Origin of the sequence: Fischerella major NIES-592 (assembly GCF_001904645.1) — a bacterium.
Lineage (GTDB): Bacteria > Cyanobacteriota > Cyanobacteriia > Cyanobacteriales > Nostocaceae > Fischerella > Fischerella thermalis.
In genome coordinates this window covers 210,070-225,856 of sequence record NZ_MRCA01000007.1, presented here as the reverse complement: position 1 = coordinate 225,856, position 15,787 = coordinate 210,070, and the positions used below count along the sequence as shown (strand labels likewise).

The 15,787-nt window shown below is 42.1% G+C and carries 12 protein-coding genes; 6 read left to right on the top strand and 6 right to left on the bottom strand.

Features of this window, described 5'->3' with window-relative positions:
- The first annotated feature begins 4 nt into the window (after positions 1 to 4).
- Positions 5 to 721 (top strand): DevA family ABC transporter ATP-binding protein, encoded by a 717-nt coding sequence (locus NIES592_RS15060; protein WP_073556166.1) that lies wholly within the window; start codon positions 5 to 7, stop codon positions 719 to 721.
- A 202-nt stretch (positions 722 to 923) separates the two neighbouring features.
- Here NIES592_RS15060 and miaA read toward each other — a convergent pair whose 3' ends face one another.
- Positions 924 to 1,937, bottom strand: a complete 1,014-nt coding sequence (gene miaA, locus NIES592_RS15050) for a tRNA (adenosine(37)-N6)-dimethylallyltransferase MiaA (RefSeq protein ID WP_073556165.1) — start codon at positions 1,935 to 1,937, stop codon at positions 924 to 926.
- 276 nt (positions 1,938 to 2,213) lie between these two features.
- On the opposite strand from miaA, the gene gyrB reads away from it, so the two are divergent.
- Positions 2,214 to 4,151 (top strand): DNA topoisomerase (ATP-hydrolyzing) subunit B, encoded by a 1,938-nt coding sequence (gyrB, locus tag NIES592_RS15045; RefSeq protein ID WP_062247751.1) that lies wholly within the window; start codon positions 2,214 to 2,216, stop codon positions 4,149 to 4,151.
- A 1,621-nt stretch (positions 4,152 to 5,772) separates the two neighbouring features.
- The gene (rpoD, locus tag NIES592_RS15035) at positions 5,773 to 6,954 is read left to right on the top strand and encodes an RNA polymerase sigma factor RpoD (protein ID WP_009457267.1); all 1,182 of its coding nucleotides are present in this window, start codon (positions 5,773 to 5,775) and stop codon (positions 6,952 to 6,954) included.
- A 139-nt stretch (positions 6,955 to 7,093) separates the two neighbouring features.
- On the opposite strand, the gene NIES592_RS15030 is transcribed toward rpoD, so the two are convergent.
- Both NIES592_RS15030 and gyrA read right to left on the bottom strand, forming a co-directional pair.
- On the bottom strand, positions 7,094 to 7,273 hold the full coding sequence (locus NIES592_RS15030) for a chlorophyll a/b-binding protein (RefSeq protein ID WP_009457266.1): 180 nt from the start codon (positions 7,271 to 7,273) through the stop codon (positions 7,094 to 7,096).
- A 735-nt stretch (positions 7,274 to 8,008) separates the two neighbouring features.
- Positions 8,009 to 10,528 (bottom strand): DNA gyrase subunit A, encoded by a 2,520-nt coding sequence (gene gyrA, locus NIES592_RS15025; protein ID WP_062247748.1) that lies wholly within the window; start codon positions 10,526 to 10,528, stop codon positions 8,009 to 8,011.
- 223 nt (positions 10,529 to 10,751) lie between these two features.
- Here gyrA and NIES592_RS15020 point away from each other — a divergent pair, with 223 nt between their 5' ends.
- The gene (locus NIES592_RS15020; protein WP_073556164.1) at positions 10,752 to 11,153 is read left to right on the top strand and encodes a response regulator; all 402 of its coding nucleotides are present in this window, start codon (positions 10,752 to 10,754) and stop codon (positions 11,151 to 11,153) included.
- Positions 11,154 to 11,454: 301 nt separating this feature from the next.
- Here NIES592_RS15020 and NIES592_RS15015 read toward each other — a convergent pair whose 3' ends face one another.
- Together NIES592_RS15015 and NIES592_RS15010 are read right to left on the bottom strand one after the other, a co-directional pair.
- Entirely contained in the window at positions 11,455 to 12,342 is an 888-nt protein-coding gene (locus tag NIES592_RS15015) for a tetratricopeptide repeat protein (protein ID WP_073556163.1), read from the bottom strand.
- 277 nt (positions 12,343 to 12,619) lie between these two features.
- Entirely contained in the window at positions 12,620 to 13,033 is a 414-nt protein-coding gene (locus tag NIES592_RS15010; RefSeq protein ID WP_009457261.1) for a hypothetical protein, read from the bottom strand.
- Between the two features lie 210 nt (positions 13,034 to 13,243).
- Between NIES592_RS15010 and NIES592_RS15005 the strand changes: the two genes are divergently transcribed.
- Both NIES592_RS15005 and NIES592_RS15000 read left to right on the top strand, forming a co-directional pair.
- A complete protein-coding gene (locus tag NIES592_RS15005) occupies positions 13,244 to 15,070 on the top strand; it encodes a DUF5942 domain-containing protein (RefSeq protein WP_073556162.1) in 1,827 nt (608 codons plus the stop codon).
- Between the two features lie 142 nt (positions 15,071 to 15,212).
- Positions 15,213 to 15,440: a hypothetical protein gene (locus NIES592_RS15000; RefSeq protein ID WP_009457258.1), complete on the top strand. Its 228-nt coding sequence runs from the start codon at positions 15,213 to 15,215 to the stop codon at positions 15,438 to 15,440.
- Here the strand turns inward: NIES592_RS15000 and NIES592_RS14995 are convergent.
- Positions 15,415 to 15,744, bottom strand: coding sequence for a thioredoxin family protein (locus NIES592_RS14995; RefSeq protein ID WP_073556161.1), 330 nt, complete (start codon positions 15,742 to 15,744; stop codon positions 15,415 to 15,417). The two genes, NIES592_RS15000 and NIES592_RS14995, sit on opposite strands and share 26 nt — an antisense overlap.
- Positions 15,745 to 15,787 lie beyond the last annotated feature (43 nt).

The window sequence follows — 15,787 nt, the reverse complement described above, 5'->3', positions numbered from 1 at the left end:
TATTATGCAACCTGTTATTTCAATTCAAAACCTAAATCATTACTTTGGGCAAGGTAATCTCCGCAAGCAAGTATTATTTGACATTAACTTAGATATATATGCAGGAGAAATCGTGATTATGACTGGGCCATCTGGTTCAGGTAAAACTACATTATTAACATTGATGGGTGGCTTACGTTCTGCACAAGAAGGAAGCTTAAAAATATTAGGTCAAGAAATGTGCGGAACTAGTAAAAAACAGCTAACACAAATTCGCCGTCAAATTGGGTATATTTTTCAAGCCCATAACCTGATGACATTTTTAACAGCAAAACAAAATGTCCGCATGTCCCTAGAATTACATGAAGAGATGCTAAATCAAGATTTAGACACCAAAGCAACTGCAATTTTAGAACAAGTTGGTTTAGGAAATCGCGTTGATTATTATGCCGAAAACTTATCAGGAGGACAAAGACAAAGAGTAGCGATCGCTAGGGCATTAGTCAGTCATCCTAAAATAGTTTTAGCAGATGAACCCACCGCCTCACTTGATAAAAAATCAGGGCGAGATGTAGTAGAATTGATGCACAAATTAGCCAAAGAACAAGGTTGTACAATTTTACTTGTTACCCACGATAACCGGATTTTAGATATAGGCGATCGCATCATTTATATGGAAGATGGTTATCTCAAAAATGATGGTGCAGATACACTTGTTTCAAGTCAAGTCAAAAATGAGTAAATTTTTCTTGACTCTGGAGTTAAAGATATGTTTTAATTAATGATTTATAAACTAGATATGCTTCTCCATTAAAATGTAAACCATTTTTTGTATATCTACTATCCAATTGATTTTCTGAATCTAATAAATGAGAGAACAAATCTATATATTGATAATGCGTTTTCAGCGGTTCAGAAAAAACATCATATTTACATTCAATTGCTTATTCAGAAGTACGTATAAAACTCTCAACTCGCTGCCAGACTTTTTCCAGCAAATCTGGACATTCAGCATCAAACCACTCAATTTGAGGAGAAGCACGAAACCAAGTGCGTTGACGCTTGGCGAATTGTCGAGTATGTAAAATAGTTAATTCTTTTGCCTTGTCTAAAGAAATATCCCCAGCCAAATATTGCTTGATTTCTTGATATCCCAAAGTATTTAGTAAAGGCAAGTCCACACCGTATTTTTGACAAAGATACTCCACTTCTGCAACCAAACCATCCGCAATCATTTTCTCAGTACGTCGTGCAATGCGATCGCCCAAATGAGCAGCATCACAATCTAAACCGATTTGCAAAATTGGATAACTTGGGGGATTTTCTCCCTGTTGCTCAGAAATCGGACGACCAGTAACGTAAAATACCTCTAATCCTCTTAAAGTCCTGACAGAATCATTGGGATGAATCTTGGCTGCCGCAACTGGATCAACTTGTTGTAGCATAGCGTAGAGTTGCATTTGACCAACAGATGCCAACTGCGATCGCAACTCCTGTTGTGGTGCTACCCTGGGAATCTTCATTCCTTGGGTAATCGAACGAATGTACAAGCCAGTACCACCCACGAGGAGGGGATGGGGTGGTGGGGTGTAGACGCGCAAGCGGCTTCCCGTAGGGTAGGGGTGGTGGGGTGATGGGGAGTGTGGGGAGTGTGGGGAGTGAAGATGTTCTCCCTTGTCCTCCGTGTCTCCCTTGTCTCCTCCCAAGATTAAGGCTTGCGCTTGCACCTGGTAATCTGCTAGATTCATTGTTTCTGTGGGATCACATATATCTATCAAATAGTGCGGTACTAATTTCTGTTCATCCACAGTTGGTTTTGCTGTACCAATATTAAATTCCCGGTATACTTGACGGGAGTCTGCACTCAGAATTACAGTATCTAATCGCATAGCTAAAGCTAATGCTAAACCTGACTTACCTGTTGCCGTCGCACCACAAATCACAATTAATTTAGTCATTGGTCAATTGTCAATGGTCACTTGTCAAAAGTTAGTGGTTAGTGGTTAGTGGTTATTAGTTTACTACTCCCCCTTGTCTGGTTTGTCTCCCCTGTCCCCTTCCCCCACTCCCCCACTCCTCATACTCTCCTTCCCAGCATGGGGTTGGAACCCCTGCTTGAATTTCTCAGCAAATAGCTCTACAGTCGCCTATAAGGCTTTTGTGTTAGAATTTTGGAGTGTTTTTTAATTTTTCGCCTTTTGGCGATTTCACCCCCACATATCAGGAGAACTTTCATGACGAGCAGTTACAGTGCCGAACAGATTCAAGTTCTGGAAGGTCTGGAAGCCGTCCGCAAGCGACCGGGGATGTACATCGGTTCCACTGGTCCGCGAGGACTTCACCATTTAGTTTACGAGGTGGTGGACAACTCGATTGATGAGGCTTTAGCAGGCTACTGCACCCATGTGGAGGTGGATCTCAATGCCGATGGTTCCGTTACTGTCACAGATGATGGTCGCGGTATTCCTACTGGAATTGTTGCCAAAACAGGAAAATCGGGTTTAGAAACTGTGTTGACGGTACTGCACGCCGGGGGAAAATTTGGCGGCGGCGGTTACAAGGTTTCCGGAGGATTACACGGAGTAGGTATTTCTGTTGTTAATGCCTTATCTGAATGGGTAGAAGTGACGGTTTGGCGAGATAAAAAGGTTCATACCCAGCGTTATGAACGGGGTATTCCCGTCACTGAACTAATTGTCAAGCCTTACAAAGATCATCGCACCGGAACCTCCGTCAGCTTTTTGCCAGATTCGCAAATCTTCACTACAGGTACAGAGTTTGACTTCACTACTTTAGCAAGCCGTCTACGGGAGTTAGCGTATCTCAATGCGGGTGTCAAAATTACTTTTACCGACCACCGTCTGCAATTACTTAAAAGTGATCAGCCTAAGGTAGAAACTTATGAGCACAAGGGCGGTATTCGTGAATATATTACCTACATCAATGCTGATAAGCAGCCGCTACATGAAGAGGTGATCTACGTTCAGGGAGAACGAAATAATGTTCAAGTAGAGGTAGCCTTGCAATGGTGTACTGATGCTTATACAGATAATATCTTGGGCTTTGCCAACAATATTCGTACTGTTGACGGCGGTACGCATTTGGAAGGCTTAAAGGCAGTTCTCACCAGGACACTGAATGCGATCGCCCGCAAGCGTAATAAACTCAAAGACAGTGAACCCAACCTCAGCGGCGAACATGTCCGTGAAGGTTTGACAGGCGTAATTTCTGTCAAAGTCCCAGATCCAGAATTTGAAGGACAAACAAAAACCAAACTTGGAAACACAGAAGTCCGGGGAATCGTTGATTCCTTGGTGGGTGAAACTCTCACCGAATACCTAGAATTCCATCCCAGCGTCGCTGATGCAATTTTAGATAAAGCGATCCAAGCTTTTAAAGCGGCGGAAGCAGCCCGTCACGCACGCGAGTTAGTACGCCGCAAGTCGGTGTTGGAATCTTCGCCCTTACCTGGTAAACTAGCAGACTGTTCTTCTCGTGATCCTAGAGAATCGGAAATCTACCTCGTAGAAGGAGACTCCGCAGGTGGTTCCGCTAAACAAGGACGCGATCGCCGCTTCCAAGCGATCCTACCGTTGCGCGGTAAAATCCTCAACATTGAAAAAACCGACGACGCTAAAATCTATAAAAATAATGAAATTCAATCGTTAATTACAGCCCTCGGTTTGGGTGTCAAAGGTGAAGAATTCGACGCTTCCCAGTTGCGGTATCATCGCATTGTGATTATGACCGACGCTGATGTCGATGGCGCACACATCCGGACACTGCTATTAACTTTCTTCTATCGTTATCAACGGGCATTAATTGAACAGGGTTATGTCTATATTGCTTGTCCTCCACTCTATAAAATAGAGCGGGGAAAAAATTACAAGTATTGCTACAGCGATCGCGAAAAAGACCAATACATAAGTCAACTTCCAGAAAACGCCAACTATACCATCCAACGCTTCAAAGGTTTGGGTGAAATGATGCCTGAACAACTTTGGTCAACCACCATGAACCCAGAAACTCGCACCCTCAAACAAGTGGAAATAGAAGATGCAGCTGAAGCCGATCGCATTTTCACAATTTTAATGGGCGATCGCGTCGCACCTCGTCGTGAATTTATTGAAACCTATGGTTCTAAGCTTAACCTCAAGGATTTAGATATCTGAACAAGCATGACAAAACCTCACCTCAGCCCCTCTCCTCGGTAAGAAGAGGGGTGTCCGACAGGACGGGGTGAGGTTACTTTCAAGCCAGTCATTCACACCAGATTTTGGCATAAACCTTGCCATGAAAATTTAAGTCCCCGCGTCAATTGCGTCTATTTTCAAGTCAGAGGGCTTTTTCCCTTCTGCCCTGTGCCCTCTGCCTACCCTACTTCCTTCAAAATTGCTATATATTAGAAAAATTCAACATTGTTTAACAATTGTGTCCAACGAAAAATAAACATTGTTTTTTGAAAAGTGGTTATAATATCAAATTTTTAAATAATCCATGTCGTTATCTTGTTACAAGTTTTTAGCTTGCTCACTAGTTGATTTACATGACACCCAGATTGTTAATACAAAAGTTATACAAGCTTTTAGTTCACCTCAGCTACGTAACTGTATGACAAATCATCAAGGCGATCGCACAAAATATGAAAAATTTTTAAAATTTGCCAAAATTTGGATGGTCAGTTACTCCCTTAATACTGATAACCAGACAGTGTATGAGTGTATAATGCGCATTCATACTATGCAGTTTTGTTCTCAGTAAGCAAAAATCGATTGTCTTGGCTGTCAAATCTTTTCTGAATTGATTAAAATATCGGTGTGTACAATAAGAAGAGTTTGTCAAGTTGCAAAGGGTTGAATTTTTACTAATGCGCTAACCTGTGATTAAGATTGAATTAGTCATATCTGAAAATTTTCGGTCTTTTGGCTGATTCTGCCAAAGCCTCAACTCCTCAGTTAGGGTGATTGGCTCTTTTGTAGGTCGAGTGCTTTCATCAAAGCGTAACGACCCTAAATTGGGGAACTAAGTCTGTAGCCTCACACTGACTCTAACAAATATGAGAGTGGCTGTTACCAAAAGACAAATGTAAATCCTAAATCAGTAACTTATTAAGGAAGTGTAAAAATGAATGCGCTTTAGCGTTTCAATAGAGTTAAACTCAAAGCTACTGTTCCTGTTAATGTTGTCAATCACACATGGGATCTGCTACAAGTAGGTTTACCTAATTTTTAAGGTAATGATGATGCTACAAAAATTCCAAAAAGTTTTGGAGAAAATTCAAGTATATGGGTGTCATTTTCAACGTCTTTTTGGTACAACAGGCTTTACATTACCTCCCTTTACCTTACTTAATTAGTTCATGGATGCCACACAAAGAGAGTGCAATTTCTGTGAAACAGGCTACAATCGGAACAGTCTTTACAAAAAAAATCTTCCAAGAGTCATAATTATTTTGTATGGAGTGGTAATTTTTTTTAGCAACATGAGTCTTTTTTAGACTAGTCAGTAAACACTTGTGTTGCCCGGCGACACATATCTAAAGTTTACTAAGAACAAGGAAATTTACCTTTGGGAGTACTGCTGTGGTAGAAACAAATACAGAGTTTAGAACTTCCAACTTGAGCTGGAGATCTATAATAGTGTCCTCTCGACAGAAGGTAAAACTTCCGAAATTATCTTTCAGCCAAATTAGCTAACAACCCTCTTAATTACAAGGCAATATAGCTGATCAAATTTAAGAGTGGTAAAAAGATCTTGAGTAATTGATTCTGCAAGGAGCATGAGGAACGCGGCATGAACCAGGCTAACAACGTACTCGATACCATTGATTATCAGCCTGACCTAGAAATTGAGATCAATCAGCCTGAGCTGGAGTTAGAAGAACTCTTGTTGGAAGACGAAGAGGACTTGCTGATCGGTGAAGAAGGCGAACTCGATGAAGAATTTTTAGAACCTCAGTCTGATGAGGACGACGCAAAGTCTGGGAAAGCCGCAAAATCGCGTCGTCGGTCACAAAACAAGAAAAAGCACTACACCGAGGATTCAATTCGCCTTTACTTGCAAGAAATAGGTCGAATTCGTTTGCTTCGGGCTGACGAAGAAATTGAACTAGCACGTAAGATTGCAGATTTGCTGGAATTAGAGCGAGTGCGTGATAGACTGCAACAGCAGTTAGAACGCGAACCTCAATACAGTGAATGGGCAGAAGCAGTACAATTGCCCTTGCCACAATTTCGTCATCGCCTGCATGTTGGTCGTCGGGCGAAAGACAAAATGGTACAATCTAACCTACGTCTTGTAGTTTCAATTGCCAAGAAGTACATGAATCGTGGTTTGTCTTTCCAAGATTTGATTCAAGAAGGCAGTCTTGGTTTGATTCGTGCTGCTGAAAAGTTTGACCACGAAAAAGGTTACAAGTTTTCTACTTACGCTACATGGTGGATTCGTCAGGCGATCACCAGAGCGATCGCTGATCAATCCCGGACAATTCGTTTACCTGTCCATCTCTACGAAACTATCTCTCGCATCAAAAAGACTACTAAGTTGCTTTCTCAAGAAATGGGCCGTAAACCTACAGAGGAAGAAATTGCCACAAGAATGGAGATGACTATTGAAAAGCTGAGGTTTATTGCCAAGTCTGCCCAGTTGCCAATCTCTTTAGAAACCCCCATCGGTAAAGAAGAAGATTCCCGACTAGGTGATTTTATTGAATCTGATGGCGAAACTCCAGAAGATCAAGTTTCTAAGAACCTCCTGCGCGAAGACTTAGAAAAAGTGCTCGATAGTCTCAGTCCTCGTGAACGCGATGTTCTGCGATTGCGCTATGGTTTAGACGACGGTCGGATGAAGACTTTGGAAGAAATTGGCCAAATTTTCAATGTCACTCGCGAACGTATTCGGCAAATAGAGGCGAAAGCACTTCGGAAGTTACGCCATCCCAACCGTAACAGTGTTCTCAAAGAATATATTCGGTAGTTGTCATATGCCTTAATTATTAGTCATTTGTGCAAAACCAATAACAAATGAAAAAACAAAAAACCTGGGAGTGTTAATTCAGCCCAGGTTTTAATTTATCTATCTAGTGATGTCCGATAAAAGCTTCTGGTTTTAAATGTTACAGAATCCCCCAAAAGTGTAAAAAGCCTTGACCAGAAAATAATTCAATCAGAGCAGCAGCTAAAAATCCGATCATCGCCAAGCGACCGTTCCAAATCTCTGCTTGGGGAGTAAAGCCCCAACGCCAGGAGTTGCGGTCTTCCATTACAGGAGCAGTGATTTTTGTTGTATCTTGCATGATTGGCACTCCAAACTGAATTTGTTAATGTTTACTAGCCTTTGTTAACTAATATAACAACTATTTTAAGAAATGCAACGTTTATAAATGTTTCTCCTATTACATTGACTTATGGTACACATAGTTGTAATAACTTATCTCAAACTTTTAATCTCTAGTAAGGCATTGTGGCAATATATGCCGACAGAAGATTAGTAATTTGATTTTTCGATTTTTCGGCATTTACCAACGGCAGATAATAACTGACACAAAACCGTATAGAACAAATCAAAGTTGGAAGGCTTATTACCAAAGGCTGCGATTTCAGCAAGCTTAAGAGATGTATTGTTGTAAAGCTAAATATGCTTCAGTCCCATTATATCTTGTTTTTGAGAATTATTAGCAATTATTTTGAGAAAAATTTTGAAATTTTTGTATATTTTACTACATATTTAGTAGTCAATAAATTATTTCTCGTAAGTAAAATTTTCATTGGTGTAGCGGAGCTTAATTAAGACTTGAACATAGATATTGCCCATACATTGCGTAATCCTACTGTGCCTAACTAATTCCTCATATGAAGTTCCAGTAAAAAAAGATTTGTATCAAGAATATTGTGAAATGATATTAGACAGTGCGATCGCTGATTTGATTTTTACAATAGCAACTACTAGACTCAAAAAATCTGAGTGAATCGAGGCGTAGTCGGACTAGCGCCTCTCAACCATATAGTGTAGCTAATCTGAAGTTTCAACATCAGCTGATTTCTGTTGCGACTTCGGCAACTGCGGTAATTTTTTCATCTCGGCTAAGTTGAACGATGCTCTCACCAGTAGTATCTTTAGCTGAGTTCGTTACAGTATCTACTTGGAGACGCACCACTCGTTGATGATTAGTCACTAAAGCTACTTCAGATCCTGGCTTAGCCAATACCATTCCTGCTAAGTAATCAGTTTTAATAGCAAATTTGAAAGTTTGAGTACCAATATCACCCCGATTAGCTAGTCGCACAACACTAGTTGGCAGACGTTTGGCATATCCTAGTTGGGTTACTAGCAAAATGTTTTCTTCTGTATCAAAGGTTGCGCCACCAACCATAGTTTCTTGTTGACGCAGGCGCATAGCCTGTAGACCCATCGCAGTACGACCCATAATAGGTAGTTGTTCGTCGTTTACTTTAAACCGCAACAATCGCCCACCAGAACTAGCGAGAATGATTTGTTGATTGGTAGTGACGAACTGAGTTAATAATAATTCGTCATCGTCTTTGAGTTTCAAAATAGTAATGCCGCGACGCGTCAAATTAGTAAATTCTGTCAAGGATAGACGCTTGATCCTTCCCTGTTTAGTCAACAGAATCATCTCGCCATTTTCTGGCTTTTCTGGGAGCAAAAAGCGACTGACAACAGCTTCAGAAGCTTCTTGAGCAGTATTAGTCAGCAAGGTGATTAATGGTGTTCCCCGTGGCGATCGCCCAGTAGTTGGAGGAATGTCGCCCACCTTCACCGGATAAACCTTACCACCGCTAGTCAGTACCAGCAAATCTTTATCTGTATCAGTCAAGGTTGTTTGCATGACAAAATCATTATCAGCCAAACCGTTATCAACCTTCGGCTTTTTGCCATTCACCTGAAGGCGACGCACATATCCCCGTTGCGTCAATTCTAAAGTAACTTCTTCTGGAGGGGACTTTGGTTTAAAACTTGTAGATAAAGATTTGGAATTGTCCTCTGTACCTCTTGGTGTCAGAGACTCTTTGCGCTGTTTCTCCTCACTCACAGTCACTATTTTGGTACGACGTTCATCACCATATTTGCGCTTGAGGGTACGTAGGTCTTTTTTCAGGCTTTTGAGTAATTCCCGGCGATCGCCCAGTAATTTTCGTAACGTCGTAATTTCCTCTTGTAACTGCTCGTATTCTTTCTGTAAATTCTGTTGTTCCAAACTTGTCAGGCGTCTGAGTGGCATTGCTAAAATTGCATCTGCCTGTACATCACTCAATTGCAAGCGACTTTGCAGGTTGATTTTTGCAGTACTACCATCAGCAGCCCGTCGCAAAATCTCAATCACCTCATCCAGATGAGACAGGGCTTTCAACAAGCCTGCTAGCAAATGCAAACGATTTTCCGCTTTACTTAACTCGTAGGTGTAGCGGCTGGAAAGGGTCTGTTCCCGGAAATGTAAAAACTCCTGCAATAATTGGCGTAAAGATAGCTGACGTGGTTGTCCATCTACCAAAGCTAATAAAATCGCCCCAAAATTAGTTTGCAAAGCGGTTTGGTGGTAGAGTTGCTGGAGAATATCTTGGGGGTTGGTATCGCGTTTGAGTTCTATGACTACACGCATTCCCTGGCGATCGCTTTCATCTCGGATATCAGCAATTCCCTGCAAGCGACCTTGATTTACTAGATCTGCAACTTTTTCAATCCAACCTGCCTTATTGACCTGAAAAGGTAATTCTGTCACCACAATTGCTGTCCGCCGTTTGCTTGTGCGCCCACCGACCACTTCCTCGATCTGTGCAACACCCCGCAGCACAATACCACCTTTACCTGTGGTGTAAGCTTCCCGAATTCCTGCATCACCAACAATTTCCCCACCTGTAGGAAAATCCGGCCCAGGAATTAACTCAAATAACTTGTCATCCGGTAAATCAGGGTTATCAATTAAAGCAATTAACCCATCTACTACTTCCCCTAAATTGTGCGGTGGAATATTTGTTGCCATACCCACAGCAATGCCAGTACAACCATTGAGCAACAAAAATGGTAACTGTGCTGGTAATACAGTAGGCTCTTGCTGAGAATTATCGAAGTTACCTATAAATTCTACTGTTTCTTCGCCAATTTCAGCCAGCATTCCCTCGTGGCTAATCGGTGCGAGGCGCGTTTCTGTGTAGCGCATCGCCGCTGCTGGGTCATTATCTACACTGCCGAAGTTACCATGTCCTGCCAATAAGGGATAGCGGCTAGTAAATTCCTGTACTAACCTCACCAAAGCATCGTAAACAGCCTGGTCTCCGTGGGGGTGGTATTTACCCAATACGTCCCCAACAACACGGGCACACTTGCGATAAGGGCGGTCAGGTGTCAAACCAAGTTCATGCATCGCATATAAAATCCGTCGATGCACTGGCTTTAAACCATCACGCACATCTGGTAATGCCCGTCCGACTATCACACTCATGGCATATTCAAGGTAAGACCGTTGCATTTCGGTATGCAAGGCTGTGGTGATGACCTGTCCCGTAGAGAGAAGGTTTAACTGTTTTGCCATGAGTTTGTCCCTAAGTTTTCACTACACAAAATATGCCGTTACTGAACATTACAGCAACCACAGCATAGCGGATGTAATGCTCATCATTACAAAATCTTGATAGTTATACGATAAAAAGCAGTAGTATTATCCTTGATGTCGGGGATACACATTGATTACTCACAAGGAGATACATACAATTTTGGATTACTGTTATCCCCTCACTCCTAAAAGTCAAATTCTCATGAAAACCGTTTTGATTGTCGAAGACGATCTGATTAATGCTCGCGTTTTTTCTAAAATTTTGACCAAACGCGGCGGACTGCAAGTAAAACATACTGAAAATGTAGAAGAGGTAATGAAAATTGCCCAAGGGGGAGAGGCAGACATTATTTTAATGGATGTTTCTCTCTCAAGAAGTGTTTACCAAGGTAAGTCCGTTGATGGTATCAAGATTACACAACTGCTCAAATCCGATCCGCAAACTGCTGCTTTACCAATTATTCTCGTGACAGCACATGCAATGGAAGGCGATCGCGAGAATTTTCTCAAGCAAAGTGGTGCTGATGGCTACATCTCTAAGCCTGTTGTTGATCATCAACTTTTCGTTGACCAGATCATGGCACTGCTGCCTAAAGATGATTAGTGATGATACACCCCCTCAACTAAGACGGTTGCCCATTCAGTCTATCGGGCTACCGTTTTTTTGGCTTATTAATATATATGTACTATTAAATAGCACTGATAGTACTTTTGAGCAAGTAGTAACAGGAATTGTTAGGGGTTAGGGGTTAGGGGTTAGTGGTTAGTCGTTGGTAGTTTACTACTTCACCCTACGGGAAGCCTATGAGCGCGTCTACACACTCCTCATACTCCACCCTTACGGGAAGCCTATGAGCGCGTCTACACACTCCTCACACCGCCCCATCTCCCCACCTCCCCATTACTTACTGCGTCGGCTGTGGTGTGGGAGCAGCTGTATTCTCCCCTCTCTGCTGTAAAGCTGCTTGAATGCGGGGCAATTCTAAGAATTTTTTGGTGTCCGCCAGTAAGCGATCGCCCCAGAGATTTTCTTTGAGAAAATCTATATCAGCATAACGGTCATCAATGCGGAGTGCTGTTTCACCCATCGCTAGACCTTTTTGCCGTTCGCCTTGATTGTATAGTGCCACAGCTAAAGCCAATAAAGGTTCTGCGGCTTGCTTTTCAATTGTGACAGCAGATTGCCATTGTTGGATAGCTCCTGCAACATCACCTTGTTCGTACTTAATTAAACCAATGTTGTTAATTGCGGGCCAGAATTTTTTATCTTGGGAGATTGCTTGATCGTACTGAGCGATCGCATCTGAGTATCGACGCTGCATATAGTAGGCATTGCCCAAATCAAATAACCCTTCTGGGTCATTGGGTTTTAACTTTAGACCTTGTTGGAAATAGTTAACAGCAACATCATACTTTTGTTGCTGAAAGCTGGCTGAACCCAAAGCGAAAAGAACATCACCATTTTTGGGATTCAGAGACTGGGCTTTTTTTAAAGCAGTGATCGCAGAATCTAATTCTTTGGTTTGCAAATACAAACCGCCTAAGAGAAACCAAACTTTATCACTTTTCGGAGCTAATTGAGATGCTAGCCTTGCTCTGGGCATAGCCATTTCGTACTGTTGAAACTGTGCTAATTGTGCTGCCTCTTGTGCCAGACTCAACCCCTGCTGCTCTAACTTGGCAGCATCAAGTTGTAATGTATGGGGTATTAATGCCTGTGCATAAGCAGCTTTAGGCAGACTCCACAAACTACAGACAAAAATCAGAGAAATTAAACCAATTCGTTTAGGCACACTACCGCCTCTCTGCCACTAATGAAGGAATCTTTCAGATAGCTTAAACGATCTCCGCTCCTGTGTGAAAGAAAAAACAGTAGTTAAGGGTTAGTGGTTAGTTGTTTACTCGTCACACTCCCCACACTCCCCACACTTCCCACACTCCCCAGCAGCCCATCTCCCCCAATCAGCATCCATGACTTTAGTCATGTACTAGTTTGTGACCTTTGCATCATGTAATTGCTCACAGCAATTTATACGATAATATTCCCAATGACCCATTACCCATTACCAATTACCCCGACTTTAATTGACTGTGCAAATATTTACCCCATTCTGTTGCTAAAGGAACTTCTGTAAAGGGAACTCGCACAGATTTAGCAGCAGGAAATACAAATTCTAATTCTATTGTCCGACCTTTTTCTGGAGGCTTATTTGTATCTACTGCTTTTTCATCCACCAAAAGGCGTATTTCTTGAACATCATCCAAAGAAAATGTTTCTAGTTTAATCGGGCCTTGAGGTGTTGGTTTACCCCAAGTAATAGAGTTACCTTTTTTCCCTAGTACCGCATAAATGTCATACTTCGCCTTATCAAATTGCTCTGCCCAAGTACGATAGGCTTCAATTTTTTGATATTCTTGAGAGCCTTGCCAAGCTAACCAGAAAAACGCTGCTAACAGAGGTAGCCACAATAGACCGTGTTCCATACAATTTTAAATTTTTGAACTAATTTGAAAATAACAGTTGAAAGAGAGTATGAGGAGTATGAGAAGTCTCGGAAAAAATATTTTTTATTTTCCTCCACTTTTTATATTTCCCTATTTTCTAATGTGTAGCTATGATGCGAAATACAACCACTTGGGAACTATATAAGTTATGGTAATGAGCATACTGGCAAAAAGCGGTGATGACTTGATATGAGAAGGGTTTTATTTTTGTGCCTGTTTGTCATCGGGCTTAGTGCTGCGATATTTGGTTTCCTGAATTTTCAGGGACTAGCAGCAAAAGGCGAATTTGAGACGATTGTGCTAGATTTTCGAGAAAATATTCCCAAAGAAGAATTGCAAAGAGAATTGCAAGCGATCGCTCAACAGTACAATGTTACACCCCGATTAGATAATCAATTCTCTGCCAAGGATAATGTCTATATTATCGAAGGTGATAAAAAGCGACTCAAAGAACTGCGAAAGTCTAAAATCGCCTTAATGACGGAATTTATTGAGCCTAACTATATTTATAGAATTCCCGTATTGGATAAAGACACAGTTGCAGATGAGCGCTTCATACCCAGTGCTAACGATCCTAATGACCCGATGTATAGCAAGCAATGGCATTTGCACAACATTGGTGTTGTCGGTGCGTGGAAGGAAACTAAAGGTAGTGGAATTACAGTAGCAGTTATAGACACTGGTGTTACCCAGGTGCGTGACTTAGCAGAAACGAAGTTTGTCAAAGGCTACGACTTTGTCAATGACACAGAAGAAGTCAAAGACGACAACGGACACGGTACTCACGTTGCTGGTACGATCGCTCAAGCTACTAATAACAATTATGGTGTAGCGGGAGTAGCCTACGAGGCTAATATTATGCCTTTAAAAGTACTTAGTAGCTATGGCGGTGGTACAGTTGCTGACATTGCCGAAGCAATTAAGTTTGCTGCTGATAACGGTGCAAAGGTTATAAATATGAGCTTGGGTGGTGGTGGTGAAAGCCATCTGATGAAAGATGCGATCGAATACGCTCATAACAAAGGTGTAGTAATAGTAGCGGCGGCGGGGAACGAAAACCAAAATTCTGCTGCCTATCCAGCCCGTTATCCCCGCGTCATCGGCGTGTCAGCCCTAGGACCAGACGGTGAAAAAGCCCCCTATTCTAACTTTGGCGCTGGGGTGGATATTTCTGCTCCTGGTGGTAGTGATGCAGGTAAAGTTTTGCAACAAACTATTGACCCCGAAACTGGTGAAGGCGTGTTTCTCGGTTTACAGGGTACAAGTATGGCTTCTCCCCACGTTGCGGGTGTAGCTGCGCTCATCGAAGCTGCTGGTGTTCAAGAACCAGATGAAGTTTTGCAAGTCCTCAAAGAATCAGCCAGAGCTATAGAGGAAGATAGCTTAAACTACTACGGTGCTGGACAACTAAATGCCGAAGCAGCAGTACAACGTGCCGTACGCGGGCAAATCAGTTTCCAAGACTTTTTCCGTTGGTTGCGGGATAATGGCTATCTCAACCCCGGTTTTTGGATTGATGGCGGTGCGGTAGCATTATTACCCAAAATTTTGATGGTACTGGGTTCTTATCTGTTGGCTTGGTTTTTACGGGTTTATTTCCCGTTTTCCTGGAGTTGGAGTTTACTGAGTGGTTTAGTGGCTGGTAGTTCTGGATTGTTTTTCCTCAAAACAATCTACATTTTTGACTTACCCCAGTGGCCTTTCCGCTTATTGGGTAGTTCCATACCAGAACTGGGTAATACACTGCAAGGAAGCAGCGCCTTAAACCCCTTATTTGCTAGCGTACTCATTCCCCTTGTATTAGTAGTACTACTGCTAGGACATCCACAATGGAAATGGTTTGCGATCGGTTCATCCTTGGGCGTCGCCGCCTGCTTAGGAGTCAGTGCAGTATTAGATCCTGCCGTTTGGGGTTTGGGAAGTGGAATGTTAGCTCGTAGCTTCCTAATAGTTAATGCCCTACTTTGTTTTGCTTTAGCTCGTTTAGCCGTGAAAAACGAGGAACAATCAGCCTAAAATTCAGAGGAACAAAGGGGAACTCACCGGTTCCCTCTGGGGATTAGGGTCCAAAGGGGGACAAGGAAGTAATTTTTCTCCCTATCACCCCATCACCCCACCTTCCTATCACTCTACTTTAAATTCAGGAGCTTTATTGAAAATGAGCATCACAGTCACAGGAACCGTAGAACACCGTGATATTGGCACTGGTGCTTGGGCATTAGTAAGTAATGATGGTACTACTTACGAAATTCTCAGAGGTGCTGATAAAAGCTTACTCAAAGCTGGACAAAAAGCTAAAGTCATAGGCGAAGTGCGAGAAGATGTCATGACGATCGCTATGATTGGCCCTGTCTTGGAAGTCAAATCTTTTGATCTGCTGAAGTAGAACCTAAAACTGCTTGCAAACGACTTCTAAATTCACCTTTGGGATGACCACCTTTTACCTCGCCGACAATTTGAAATTCTCCTTCTGGAGAATCACAGATAATATAGGTAGGCCATCCCATCTGTGACTTATCTGGATACTGCGTCAATAAAATGTGACGATATTTACGGTAAGTAGCCGTATCCTGCATTTTGACATCAATAAATTCTAAAGCTAGTTCCTCTGCCACTTTTTTGTCGTAAAATGACATCTTGTGGCAAATACCGCAGTCTTCACTAGAAAATTTGATTACAGCTAGAGGCATGTGGCTGTGTAATTACTTGACTCAGATTAAAAATTATCACATC